Here is a 13,316-nt window from a genome sequence, read left to right as displayed (position 1 = left end):
GTTAAAAAATGAACAGTAAGTACTCAGCCGCGGATACAGAAGTTGTAATTGCCGGACTCGGACCGACCGGTCTTATTCTCGCGCACATGCTTGGCATGCGTGGTCATCAGGTGACCGTCCTGGAGAAAGAACCGGCATTTTATGGTAATGCCCGTGCCGTCTACACCGATGATGAATGTATGCGAATTTTTCAGCACATTAACTGTGCTGCGGAAGTTGGGAAAGACGTACTGTCGGACGTTCCCGCTCAGTTCGTACGCACCGATTGTACCGTAATGGGTCAATACCTTCCCCGAAAGCGTCCGTTTGGCTGGCCTGTGGTCAACTTCTTTTACCAGCCTTATCTGGAGACAACGCTGACGGATGCACTTTCCCGTTATCCGAATGTCACCGTGTTGCGAGGACGGGAGGTCGTAGATTTCCGTCAGGACAGTGATGGAGTAACCATTACTCATCAAGCAACGCAGGTATTCCGGTTCGACGATGCGGGTGACCGCAAGATGACGTCTGATGGCGTCACTGACTACCAGGATATCCGCGCCTTATTCCTGGTCGGATGCGACGGTGGCCGCAGCCTGGTCCGTGAAAAACTGGGTATAAAAATGACCGGAAAAAGCTTTCCGGAACCCTGGCTCGTCGTTGATCTGGAGAAAAAGCCGGGATGTGATGAATTGCGTCATATGCCCTACTTCAATTTCGTCGTCGACCCGGGTCAGCCAGTCGTCAGCTGCATACAACCCGATGCATTCCACCGCTTTGAATTCATGCTCAAACCCGGTCAGACCAAAGAATACATGGAACATCCGGATACCGTGCGTCGTTTGATTTCGCGTTACGTTGACCCGGATAAGTTCGAGGTTAAGCGCAAACTGGTGTACACATTTAACGCTCTGATCGTTGAAAAATGGCAGGTAGGGCGCGTACTGCTCGGTGGTGACGCCGCGCATATGACGCCACAGTTTATGGGTCAGGGGGCAAGTGCCGGCATCAGGGACGGATACAATCTTGGCTGGAAACTGAGCGCCGTTCTCAAAGGTCAGGCGTCTGAGTCATTACTGGAAACGTACGGCAAAGAACGTCACGACCATGCCAAAGCCATGATTGATATTTCTGTTCAGCTGAAAGACATGGTGTCCATGACCAACCCGCTGCTGACAACGCTCCGGGACATAAGCATCAAAGCCATTCTGGCGATTAAGCCTTTGCGTGAATACGTTCAGGAGGGTGAGTTCAAACCCAAACCGTCCTACACCAATAATTGTTTTCTCGGCCTGAAACGCAGAGGCCGGAAAAGCCCCGAAGGTACACTGGCTCCACAGCCGGAAGTCCGTTTAATCAATGGTCAGAAAGCCTTATTGGACGATGTATGCGGCAACAGCTTCAGCCTCATCGGGCTGGATACGGATCCGCGTGACGCACTGTCTGAAAGTAATCTCGCCTGGTTAGCAAGTCTGAACACCCGTTATTTGTCAGTCGTTGATTTCGGCCAACGTCCTCAGGGGCTGCATATTAACCACGCTACGGTCAAAGGTCTGACTGAAGTGGAAGATATGAATGGCCTGATGACCCAATGGCTGCGCAAAGCCAATCGCGGGAAGTATGCCGTCGCCATTCTGCGCCCCGACCGCTTTGCTTTTTCCGTCGTCAGTGCCGACAACCTGAACGCAGCAGTCAGCGAACTGAAGAAGCAAATGGGTCAGGGGCAAGCAAAAATTATCAGCCAACCAGCCATTTCTGGCAGCGCTGCGGCAGTTTAACTTTTTAGCGGAGAACCAGTCATGAAATCCGATATTCACAGTGCCGCAGAGGTGCTGTTCAACGCACGCCAGAGCGGCGTCAGCGTCGGCAAGATTTCAGAACAATTCGGCGTAACCAGTCTGAGCGACGCCTATGCCGTTGCAGCGCTGAACAACCAGAAACGCGCAGCCGAAGGCGCGCGCATTGTTGGCAAAAAAGTCGGGCTGACCTCGCGCTCGGTACAGCAGCAACTGGGCGTCGATCAGCCGGACTTTGGTGTTTTATTCGATGACATGGAATACCTCGATGGTGATGAAGTGCCATGCCGTCGTTTACTGCAGCCAAAAATCGAAGGTGAAGTCGCCTTCGTGGTCGGCCGCGATCTGAGTCAGAAAAAACCCAGTTATGCAGAATTTCTGGCGTCGCTGGCCTATGCGCTTCCGGCGCTGGAAATAGTCGACAGCGCCATCACCAACTGGCAGATCACGCTGGCCGACACCGTGGCGGACAACGCCTCCTGTGGTTTGTATGTGCTCGGCCATCAGCCGGTGGCCATTGGTCAACTGGCGCTGGCAGAGCTGGGTCTGCAGCTGGATGTGAACGGCCAGACGATGTCTGTAGGTTCTGGTGCTGCGTGTCTTCGCCATCCGCTGCGCGCCGCCTACTGGCTGGCCTGTCAGATGGCAGAACTCGGTGAAGGCTTAAAAGCCGGCGAAATTATTTTATCCGGCGCCCTTGGCCCAATGGTGAATATCCGCGCCGGCGATCTGATTCAGGCACGTATCGGTAGTCTGGGTTCTGTGTCTTGCAAAATGGTGTGAGGAGTAACAAATGAGCAAAAAAATTCAGGCTGCGATTATCGGTAGCGGCAATATTGGTACCGACCTGATGATAAAAATCCTGCGCCACGGCAAACACGTTGAAGTGGTCGCAATGGTAGGCATCGATCCTGAGTCAGACGGTCTTGCCCGGGCTGCACGCATGGGCGTCGCCACCACCCACGAAGGGGTAGACGGCCTGGTGCGCATGCCCTGCTTTGCCGACATCGACATTGTATTTGATGCCACCTCCGCCGGCGCGCACGTAAAGAATGATGCGTTTTTACGTGCTCACAAAGCAGATATCCGCTGCATCGATTTAACCCCGGCGGCCATTGGTCCTTACTGTGTTCCTGTTGTGAACATTGATGAACATGTGGGTAAGAACAACGTCAACATGGTGACCTGTGGTGGCCAGGCCACCATTCCTATGGTGGCCGCAGTATCGCGTGTGGCTAAGGTGCATTACGCGGAAATCATCGCCTCTATAAGCAGCAAATCCGCAGGCCCGGGTACCCGTGCCAATATTGATGAATTTACCGAAACCACCTCAAAGGCTATCGAGGTGATTGGCGGTGCAGCCAAAGGCAAGGCCATTATTATTATGAACCCGGCCGAGCCACCGCTGATTATGCGCGACACCGTGTACGTGCTGTCGGAAGCAGCGGATCAGGACGCTGTGCGCGAATCCATTACGAGCATGGCCAACGCCGTGCATGCATATGTTCCCGGCTACCGCTTAAAGCAGGAAGTGCAATTTGAAGTGATTCCGGCCGACAAGCCGCTCACCATTCCGGGCCATGGCACATTCTCTGGTCTGAAAACATCCGTGTTTCTCGAGGTAGAGGGTGCGGCTCACTACCTGCCAGCTTACGCCGGCAATCTCGACATTATGACTTCGGCCGCCATGGCGACTGCCGAGCGCATGGCGCAATCCCTGATTCAGGGTTAAGGAGACTTTTATGACGTTTAATCCACAGAAAAAGCTCTACATCTCCGATGTGACGCTGCGCGATGGCAGCCATGCTATCCGCCATCAGTATTCTATTAAAAATGTGCAGGACATTGCCCGTGCACTGGATAAAGCTAAAGTAGACAGCATCGAAGTGGCCCACGGCGATGGCCTTCAAGGCTCCAGTTTTAATTATGGTTTCGGTGCACACACGGATCTGGAATGGATCGAAGCCGTGGCCGACGTGGTGTCCCACGCCAAAATTGCCACCCTGTTATTACCGGGTATCGGCACCTGTCACGATTTGAAAAATGCTTACGATGCCGGCGCCCGTGTGGTACGCGTGGCGACTCATTGCACCGAAGCGGATATTTCCCGTCAGCACATTGATTATGCGCGCACTCTGGGCATGGACACCGTGGGCTTTTTAATGATGAGCCACATGACCACACCCCAGCATCTGGCGCAGCAGGCAAAACTGATGGAAGGCTACGGCGCTACCTGTATTTATGTGGTGGACTCAGGCGGTGCCATGAGCATGCAGGATATCCGTGACCGCTTCCGCGCGGTAAAAGACGTGCTGAAACCCGACACCGAAACCGGCATGCACGCCCACCACAATTTATCGCTGGGCGTGGCGAATTCCATTGTCGCCGTCGAAGAAGGTTGCGACCGCATCGACGCCTCACTGGCCGGTATGGGTGCCGGTGCAGGTAACGCACCACTGGAAGTGTTTATTGCTGCCGCCGAACGCATGGGCTGGAACCATGGCACTGACCTTTACACCCTGATGGATGCGGCCGATGACATCGTACGTCCGTTGCAGGACCGTCCGGTTCGGGTTGACCGCGAAACTCTGGCACTGGGTTACGCCGGCGTTTATTCCAGCTTCCTGCGTCACTCCGAAGTAGCCGCCGAAAAATACGGCATTAAAGCCGTGGATATTCTGGTGGAGCTGGGCAAGCGCCGCATGGTCGGCGGGCAGGAAGATATGATTGTTGACGTGGCACTGGATCTTAAGGCACGCCAATAACCCTCCTTTCAGCTGCAGCAGTCTATGTATGCGGATGTGGGCGTATGCCCCGCATTCATCCGTATCCGGCCACAAGCCGGAGTCCGGCTTCATTTCCGACGCTGCTGCAGCTGACACCCAAACGACGCCTCATTTTCCGGAGAGAATTCTATGCGTGTTACTCGCGTACTGATTCTGATTGCCGTACTTGCGCTCACTGCCAGTGGAATCTGGTTCTATCTGTTTAAATCAACGGAAGTATACGGGCTGACCATGGCACATGGTCGTCTGGAAGCCGAACAAATTACGCTGGCCAGTAAGCATGCCGGTCGCGTTGCTGACGTACTCGTAAAGGAAGGCGATACCGTCAACCAAAACCAGCTGCTACTGACTCTCGACAGCCAACAATTGCTGGCGAAAAAGCGCGAAATAGAAGCCGTCATTGAACAGACCCGCCTCGCCAGTGACGAGGCCAGCGCCGCCGTCAGTCAACGTAAAAGTCTGCTGATACTCGCAAACACCGATCTGCAGCGCGCACAGACCCTATATCGCCAACATGTCGCACCGCAGGAAAAACTCGATCAGGCCCAAACGCAGCACGATTCTGCTGTAGCAGCCTTGCGTCTGGCAGAGGCTACCCTGAAGCGCAGTATCGCAAGCACTGCGGCCGCTCAGGCCAATCTGGAAGAATTACAGACGTTACTGACGGACAACGAAATCCGTGCGCCGCGGGCAGGACGTATTCAGTACCAGCTGGTGCATCCCGGCGAAGTCATTGCTGCAGGCGGCCGGGTACTGACATTGATGGATCCACTGGATGTGTACATGGAAGTATTTGTTCCGGCCAGTGTGGCTGCCCTGCTGGCGCTTCAGGATGATGCACGCCTGATATTCGACGCCGTGCCACAATACGTCATTCCAGGCAAGATTGCCTTTGTGGCACCCGAAGCGCAATTCACTCCAAAAGAAGTCGAAACGCGGGACGCGCGCAGCGATCTTATGTTCCGGGTAAAAATCAGTATCGACCCGCTCTTACTTCAACAATATCAGTCACGGGTAAAATCCGGTGTGCGTGGCAACGTGTGGCTGCGCACCGCGCCTGATGCAGCATGGCCTGCTGAATTAGCCGTCACACTACCGGAGGCCTGAGTATGGCGGGCGACCTGAGTAAGGCTACGAGCGCACCGTGCTGTGCTGCCGTTATTCACGCGCTGGTGCACCGTTATGGCCATCAAACCGCGGTGGCCATTGATCAGCTGAGTATTCCCGCTGGTGTCATGGCCGGATTAATCGGTCCGGATGGGGTAGGAAAATCCACCTTACTGGCGCTAATCACCGGAGTAAAGCGCCTGCAGCAAGGCGATATTCAGGTGCTCGACGGCAATATCCGCTCGTTTCGCTTCCGCCGCGACGCTCTGCACCGCATTGCCTATATGCCACAGGGTTTGGGTCGCAATTTGTACCCCACATTAAGCGTGGCGGAAAATCTGGATTTCTTTGCCAACCTGTTTGGCCAAGCAAAAGCCGAACGCCAGCAACGCATTGACCTTCTCACCCGCGCCACTGGCCTGCACCCGTTTTTACAGCGTCCGGCGGGCAAGTTATCCGGCGGCATGAAGCAAAAACTGAGCTTGTGCTGCGCGTTAATTCACGATCCGGATTTATTGATTCTGGATGAGCCCACCACCGGGGTTGACCCTTTATCACGCCAGCAATTCTGGCAGTTGATCCGCCGCATTCGCAGCCAACGACCGGATATGAGCGTGATTGTCGCCACCGCGTATATGGAAGAAGCGCAGGATTTCGATTGGCTTGCCGCCATGGACGATGGCGCCGTCATTGCCAGCGGCACACCCGAACAACTGTTGCAACAAACCGGATCGCAAACTCTGGAGCAGGCATTTATCCAATTGTTGCCTGAAGCAAAGCGTCAACAGCATCAGACCGTGACCGTGCCACCACTGATTGATTGCCACGAAGAGCCTGCCATCGAAGCCCACGCATTAACCCGGCGCTTTGGTGACTTCGTTGCGGTTGATCGGGTTTCCTTCAACATTAAACGCGGCGAAATTTTTGGTTTTTTAGGCTCTAACGGCTGCGGCAAAACCACCACCATGAAAATGCTGACAGGACTACTGCCTGCCTCCTCGGGTGAGGCTCGCCTGTTCGGACAAAAACCGGCCGCCGACGATATGCAAACCCGCCAGCGCGTGGGCTATATGTCGCAGAGCTTTTCGCTGTACAGCGAAATCAGCGTACAGCAAAACCTGGAATTGCACTCATCGCTGTACAAGATGAAAGGCGCAGACGCCGAACAACGCATACAAGAGGTGATGCAGGATTTCGGCCTCCGGGAGTTAGCCGGTGCATTTCCGGCAAGCCTGCCTCTGGGTATCCGCCAGCGCCTGCAACTGGCGGTAGCGGTACTGCACAAACCCGATATATTAATTCTGGATGAACCGACCTCGGGGGTTGATCCGGTGGCCCGCGACACATTCTGGCATCACCTGATCCGCTTATCGCGCGAACAGGGTGTGACTATTTTTATTTCCACCCATTTTATGAACGAAGCCGCCCGCTGCGACCGAGTGTCATTAATGCATGCGGGCAAAGTGCTGGCGGTTGGAAAACCCACTGAACTGGCGCAGGCCCGTGGCCACGCAACGCTTGAAACCGCCTTTGTCGATTATCTGCAGCAGGCCGCTGCAGAAAGCCCTGCGGCCGTGATCGCCCATCCTGCGGCTTCCCTACCTGCGACTCCCCCCGGACAGCCGGCACCTCAACAACCAGGGTTGGCCGCGACAGCAACCAACAAAGTCCCTGACCGTAAACATCAGAACACGATATTCAGTCTGCGCCGTTGGTGGGCCTATGCTTTTCGCGAAATGCTCGAGATCCAACGCGACCCGATACGTCTGACCTTTGCCCTGCTCGGCCCCTTGTTTCTGATGCTGGCGTTTGGTTACGGCATTTCCTTTGATGTCGAAGAACTGAGCTACGCCGTACTGGATCAGGACCAGTCACGCGAAAGCCGCTTACTGCAGGAGGCCGTTGGCAGTTCACGCTATTTCAGCGAACAGCCGGCCATAAGTGATTACGGGTCGGCAGTTCAGCAATTGCAGAGCGGCAAGCTGGCGATGGTCATTGATATTCCACCCAACTTTGGCCGCGATTACATGCGCTACAATCAACCCGAAGTGCAGGTACTGCTGGATGGCGCCATGCCGTTTAAAGCCGAAACCGGCGCCGGCTATATTGCCGGCATGACGGTGTCAGAACTGATGCAAATTGCACAGCGCGACCCGCATACCCCAATAACGCAAATGCCTGCCGATGTGAGCACCCGCTTTTTGTTTAATCAGGCATTTAAAAGTGTGTATTCCATCGTACCCGGCGTGGTCATGCTGATGCTGGTACTGATTCCCACCATGATGACAGCACTGGGCATAGTCCGCGAAAAAGAAACCGGCTCTATTGCGAATTTTCACTCAACACCCGTTACCCGGCTTGAGTTCTTGCTGGGCAAACAAACGCCCTATCTGCTTATTGGCCTTCTCAGCTTTATCACGCTCATGATGATGGCTGTATGGCTTTTTCAGGTACCCGTTAAGGGCTCATTCAGCACTCTGGCTACCGGTGCATTACTGTATGTGTTTACCACCACAGGCTTTGGTTTGGTGATATCGGCTTTTACCCGCACTCAGGTGGCGGCCATGTTTGCTTCGGCCGTACTCACGGTTATTCCATCGGTCAATTTCTCCGGCCTGTTGACGCCGGTATCCACCCTGAATGAAGGCGGCCGCCTGATTGGCATGTCGTTTCCATCCTCCTGGTTTCAGCAGATCAGTATTGGCACCTTTACCAAGGCACTGGGCTGGCAGGAGTTGTGGTGGAATCATCTGGCGTTGGCTGTCTTTGTCGTGATTTTTACTCTGCTGGCCTGGCTCGGTCTGAATAAGCAGGAGCGCTGATGAATCTGAATAATATTTTTCGCCTTGGCATCAAAGAGCTGTTCAGCATTAAATCCGATACCGTGCTGATAGCGCTGATTGCGTATATTTTCTCGTTTGCCATTTATTCGGTCGCAACCGGTGTAAATTTTGAAGTCAATAACGTCAGCGTTGCGGTGGCCGACGACGACCAGTCGTTGTTAAGCCGTAAAATCACGGCCGCCCTGCTACCGCCGCAGTTCCGGCCTGCCGAGGCCATCAACAGCGAGCAGATGACCACCGCGCTGGAGCAGGGAAAATATGTCTTTATCCTCGTATTCCCACCCAATTTTGAAAAAGACCTGCTGCAGGGCAACCGCCCGGAGCTGCAGCTCAACATAGACGCTACGGCCGTTTCGCAGGCAGGTAACGGTGCTATCTATATTCAACAGATCATTTTCAATGAAGTAGTGGAGTATCTGGCACCGGGTATGCAATGGCAGGATCAGATGCCGGTCCGCATCAATGTGCGTAAGCTGTTTAACCCAAACAGCAGCTCACTTTGGTTTAACGCTGTCATGCAACTGATTAACAGCACCACCATGCTCGGTCTGATTCTGACCGGTGCGGCGCTGATCCGTGAACGCGAACACGGCACCATTGAGCATTTACTGGTTATGCCGGTAACGCCGGCAGAAATTATGCTGGCGAAAATCTGGTCCAATACCCTGGTGATTCTGGTGGTCACCCTGCTGTCGTTGTGGCTGGTTGTGCATCACTGGCTGGCGGTGCCGGTTCAGGGCTCCGTTCTGTTGTTTGCTGCTGGCACCCTGCTGTATCTGTTTTCAGTGACCGCACTTGGCCTGATGCTCGGCACCATGACCTACAGCATGGCCCAGTTCGGCCTGCTGATTATTCCGTTCATCGTTGTCATGAATTTGCTGTCTGGTGGCACCACGCCAATGGAAAGCATGCCCGAAGTGGTTCAGCAACTGATGCAATTGTCACCATCCACCCATTATGTGAGTTTTTCGCAAACGGTGTTGTACCGGGGTGGAGACAGCCAGGTGGTATGGCCGCAGTTGGCGCTGCTGGCTGCCAGCGGCCTGGTATTTTTCAGCGTGGCGTTAAAGCGCTTCCGCAAGGCGATAGAACAAGTGGGCTAAAGTCGACAAGTACCAGTGCGAGTGACTAACGACAGGAATATATAAATTATCAGCCCGTATTTTTCTGAATAAATCCGACAGAAGCGCTGAGCAGCTGATTCAGACTTTTCTCCTCCAGAGGATAGTGCCCACCGTTGTCCAACATAACCACGTCAACGGGAACCTGATTAATCCGTTCCAGAAAGGGGGTACTGAGGTTAAGCGGGGTCCATCTATCGGCCGCAGGCTGTGTCAGAATAATCGGACATACATCAAAGTTTTCCGGTTCAACGGCCGGCTGGTAATTCATATACGAGCTAAGAAACCGGATTGATGCCCAATTGCCTGCAGACGTTCTGTCCTTCATAAACGCATTCAGTGCTTTTTTGTCATTCACCAGCGTGTGCATTTTGGAGGCGAGCCACATAGGCATCTTAAAACCCGCTAAAGGCGTCTTTGCCATCAAAGTCATAAGTGGCGCACCAAGGATACCAATCAGTGGTGTCAGCGTCGTTTTCCTGCGAACCAGGCCTAAACGCTGATCCAGAAAGGTCATACCGATAATGCCTTTGACATTCTGATCGTGCTTAAAATGAGCTGCTGCATGATATGCCAGCATGCCACCCGCACTCAGCCCATAGAGAAAAACCGGGCGCTCATCGCGGTCCAGTTCTTTCTGAATAAATGCGACAGCAGCCCTTACCCAGGTGTCATAGGACACTTTTGCCTGCTTGTTCACCCGGGTCTCACCATAACCAGGCATATCAATGGCAATGGTTTCATATCCCTTCTGTGCCAGAGGGCACCCCAGAATCGTCATCATCTGGCGTCCATTTGTCCCCACACCGTGAAACAGAATCACCTTCGCCAGGGCTGCGTCGTTGCGGTATTGGTCAAGGTGAATCCGATGGCCTTCCCATTCCCAATACTCCTCCTGAGGAACGGTGGCCGGCGAAAGCTGATATTGAGAAGGCAGGAAACCTTGAATCTCCTGCCAGGCGGCTTGATTTGCGTAACTCATTGCGTCACCCTTAACGTAACATTTGTCAGATAAAACATAACATATGTCATATTTCGAGTCTTTGCAAGCAGGCACCGTGGCAGACTCTGCCTCTAAATCAGCCAGACAGCCGAAACAGGGGCGCTCGCAGGAACGCATGGAGAAAGTGCAGAAGGCAGCGGAGGAATTGCTGTTGGCCGTTGGGCCCGATGCAGCCTCAATCCCTGAGATTGCGAAGCTGTCGGGCATCACCCGGGCGAGTATTTACCAGTTCTTCCCTGACAAATATTCTCTCTTCAGTCAGTTGGCTGTTAACCACATGAACAGTATCAGCCAGTTGCTTCAGAGCCACGGCAGCAGCGGGCACAACCAATCTCAGGATTGGTGCAATTCACTGAAAAGCGCCATCAGAATCATCTCGGATTATTACCGCGCCAATCCTGTTGCCTGCATTCTGCTGATGAGAGGGCATTTCACACAGGCAGACCGGGAAGCTCACGTCGCGAAAGATACCGCCTTTGGTGAGCTGCTCCGCACGCTTCTGGCAAAGCAGGGGTATAGCGGTCATCTGCCAACGCATCCGGACGCAGCGACCATTGCTATTGAAATTACATTTTCAGTGATGAAATTCGGCTTCGCCCAGGAGGGAACGATTACGCAAGCAATCGAAGAAGAAGCCAGCAGGGCCTGTATCGCCTACCTGAATGTGTTTGTATGAGTTGTGCCGGTCAAAGCAGCTCCCGCTTCTCAATCAGAAAATCCATCAGCGCCCGGGTCTTGGCCGGTAATTGCGCGCGCGAAGGAACGTACAGATAAAAGCCGGGAAAAGGTTTGCACCAGGGCGCCAGCACGCGCACCAAGCGTCCATCGGCGAGCTGCTGTTTAACATTGAGGTCGAGATATTTAATCAGGCCCACGCCCTGCAACGCGGCGTTCAGCATATTTTCGTCGTCGTTAAAAATTGCATTGCCCTGCGGCTCAAATACGACCACCCGCTCATCGTCGTCGGGTGAGGTAAACGACCAGCGGTCGATGATGCCGCTGGACGAAAAACGGTAAGCCAGACAATTATGCTGCATCAGGTCTTCCGGCGTTTGCGGCACGCCATAACGGGCGAAATAGTCCGGCGAGCCGACAATGGCCATTGAGATAGGGGGTGATACCGGAATCGCCACCATGTGTTCATCCAGACTTTCCCCCAGACGGATACCGGCATCCATGCCTTCGGCAACAATATTTGACAAGCCGTCGTTCATCGTCAGTTCAAAGCGCAGGCCCGGATAACGGCGCAGAAATTCGCCCATATGCGGTTCCAGCAACAGACGGTTGGCGATACGCGAGGTATTAATGCGGATCAGCCCCGAGGGTTCCGAGTGCGACTCCCCCAGTTCCAGCACCGCCTGATCAATGGCCTGCAAGGCAGGCTCCAGCACCGCCAGCAGACGCTGGCCTTCTTCCGTCAGCGACATATTGCGCGTAGTGCGGTTAATCAGCCGCACATTCAGCTGCTGCTCAAGGTTTTTCAGATGCTGCGACAGTGCGCCACGGGTGACCTCCATCTCTGTGGCAGCCTTGGTAAAGCTGCGATGGCGGGCGATGTGTGCAAACCAGGTCAGCGCAGTAAGGAGTGAGGGTTCTGTTTTCATTTGTTTAGCCTAACTAAACACTCATGTCTTGGCTAGCACGTATATCAAATCAATAGTCTTACCTAAGATGGTTCGTGTAGGGCAAACAACGAACCACCTCTTAAGGAGACAGACCATGCCAAACATTACTTTCCCAAACCTGAATTGCCACGGCATCACCATGGCGGCTGTTATTCACTTTCCGGCGGACTTTGATGAGTCACGCACTTACCCGGCGGTGGTTGTTTCCCATCCGGGCGGCGGTGTCAAAGAACAGGCGGCTGGCCTGTACGCACAGAAACTGGCGGCAAGCGGCCTGATCACTATCGCCTTCGACCGCTCGTATCAGGGCGCCAGCACAGGTGAGCCACGCCAGCTGGAAAACCCGTTTGTCAGCACCGAAGACATCAGTGCGGTTATCGATTACCTGACCACCCTGCCTTACGTCGATGCCGACCGCATAGGCGCCATGGGTGTCTGCGCTGGCGCCGGTTACAGCGCCAATGCCGCCATCAATGACCGCCGCATCAAAGCACTCGGCATGGTGAGCGCGGTCAACATTGGCCAGATGTTCCGTAACGGCTGGGAAAACAATGTGGCGGATGCCGATGCCACCGGTTACCTCGAATTCGGCTCCAGTGCCCGCACCGGCGATGCCGCCTCCGGCGAATACAGCATGATTCCGCTGGCGCCGTTGAAAGAGGAAGACGCACCCAACGAAGAGCTGCGCGAAGCCTGGGAGTATTACCACACCGAGCGCGCTGCGCACCCGAACGCGCCGGGTTTTGCTCTGGCCCGTAACCTGAACCAGATCATCACCTACGATGCGTATCACAAAGCTGAAGCTTTCCTCACCCAGCCGGTACTGGCCGTAGCCGGTAGCGTAGCGGGCAGTAAGTGGATGAGCGACGACCTGATTCAGCGTGCCGCCAGCCAGGATAAAACCCTGCACATCATCGACGGTGCCAATCACATGTCGCTGTACGACGTGCCGCAGTACGTGAACGAAGCCGTCGCCGAACTGGCCACCTTCTTCGCCCGCACACTGAAGTAATCGAACGCCGGGGCGCACAGCGCCCCGCCTTCGCCTTAATTTTA

At 54.4% G+C, this 13,316-nt stretch carries 11 protein-coding genes; 9 read left to right on the top strand and 2 right to left on the bottom strand.

Features of this window, described 5'->3' with window-relative positions; translation table 11 throughout:
• Positions 1-8: 8 nt before the first annotated feature.
• From ACQUQU_RS01730 to ACQUQU_RS01700, 7 genes are all read left to right on the top strand, one after another.
• Positions 9-1,757 (top strand): bifunctional 3-(3-hydroxy-phenyl)propionate/3-hydroxycinnamic acid hydroxylase, encoded by a 1,749-nt coding sequence (locus ACQUQU_RS01730; RefSeq protein ID WP_430461522.1) that lies wholly within the window; start codon positions 9-11, stop codon positions 1,755-1,757.
• 21 nt (positions 1,758-1,778) lie between these two features.
• On the top strand, positions 1,779-2,558 hold the full coding sequence (locus ACQUQU_RS01725) for a 2-keto-4-pentenoate hydratase (protein WP_430461521.1): 780 nt from the start codon (positions 1,779-1,781) through the stop codon (positions 2,556-2,558).
• A gap of 10 nt (positions 2,559-2,568) precedes the next feature.
• A complete protein-coding gene (locus tag ACQUQU_RS01720) occupies positions 2,569-3,507 on the top strand; it encodes an acetaldehyde dehydrogenase (acetylating) (RefSeq protein WP_430461520.1) in 939 nt (312 codons plus the stop codon).
• A 10-nt stretch (positions 3,508-3,517) separates the two neighbouring features.
• Positions 3,518-4,540 carry a 4-hydroxy-2-oxovalerate aldolase gene (gene dmpG, locus ACQUQU_RS01715; RefSeq protein WP_430461519.1) on the top strand — a complete coding sequence of 341 codons (1,023 nt, stop codon included), beginning with the start codon at positions 3,518-3,520 and terminating at the stop codon, positions 4,538-4,540.
• A 150-nt stretch (positions 4,541-4,690) separates the two neighbouring features.
• Positions 4,691-5,668: an HlyD family secretion protein gene (locus ACQUQU_RS01710; protein WP_430461518.1), complete on the top strand. Its 978-nt coding sequence runs from the start codon at positions 4,691-4,693 to the stop codon at positions 5,666-5,668.
• A 2-nt stretch (positions 5,669-5,670) separates the two neighbouring features.
• Complete coding sequence (rbbA, locus tag ACQUQU_RS01705) at positions 5,671-8,490, top strand: ribosome-associated ATPase/putative transporter RbbA (RefSeq protein ID WP_430461517.1); 2,820 nt, start codon at positions 5,671-5,673, stop codon at positions 8,488-8,490.
• A complete protein-coding gene (locus tag ACQUQU_RS01700; RefSeq protein WP_430461516.1) occupies positions 8,490-9,614 on the top strand; it encodes an ABC transporter permease in 1,125 nt (374 codons plus the stop codon). Before rbbA ends, ACQUQU_RS01700 begins: the two co-directional genes overlap by 1 nt.
• Before the next feature lie 49 nt (positions 9,615-9,663).
• On the opposite strand, the gene ACQUQU_RS01695 is transcribed toward ACQUQU_RS01700, so the two are convergent.
• Complete coding sequence (locus ACQUQU_RS01695) at positions 9,664-10,614, bottom strand: alpha/beta hydrolase (RefSeq protein WP_430461515.1); 951 nt, start codon at positions 10,612-10,614, stop codon at positions 9,664-9,666.
• Between the two features lie 136 nt (positions 10,615-10,750).
• Here ACQUQU_RS01695 and ACQUQU_RS01690 point away from each other — a divergent pair, with 136 nt between their 5' ends.
• On the top strand, positions 10,751-11,311 hold the full coding sequence (locus ACQUQU_RS01690) for a TetR/AcrR family transcriptional regulator (RefSeq protein WP_430461514.1): 561 nt from the start codon (positions 10,751-10,753) through the stop codon (positions 11,309-11,311).
• Positions 11,312-11,321: 10 nt separating this feature from the next.
• Here ACQUQU_RS01690 and ACQUQU_RS01685 read toward each other — a convergent pair whose 3' ends face one another.
• Positions 11,322-12,239 (bottom strand): LysR family transcriptional regulator, encoded by a 918-nt coding sequence (locus ACQUQU_RS01685; RefSeq protein WP_430461513.1) that lies wholly within the window; start codon positions 12,237-12,239, stop codon positions 11,322-11,324.
• Positions 12,240-12,354: 115 nt separating this feature from the next.
• Between ACQUQU_RS01685 and ACQUQU_RS01680 the strand changes: the two genes are divergently transcribed.
• Positions 12,355-13,272, top strand: coding sequence for an alpha/beta hydrolase (locus ACQUQU_RS01680; protein ID WP_430461512.1), 918 nt, complete (start codon positions 12,355-12,357; stop codon positions 13,270-13,272).
• The last annotated feature ends 44 nt before the right edge of the window (positions 13,273-13,316 follow it).

Source organism: Thalassolituus sp. LLYu03, assembly GCF_050507655.1.
GTDB lineage: Bacteria > Pseudomonadota > Gammaproteobacteria > Pseudomonadales > Oceanobacteraceae > Venatoribacter.
The sequence above is the reverse complement of the archived record's forward strand: the minus strand, read 5'-3'. Positions and strand labels throughout refer to the sequence as shown.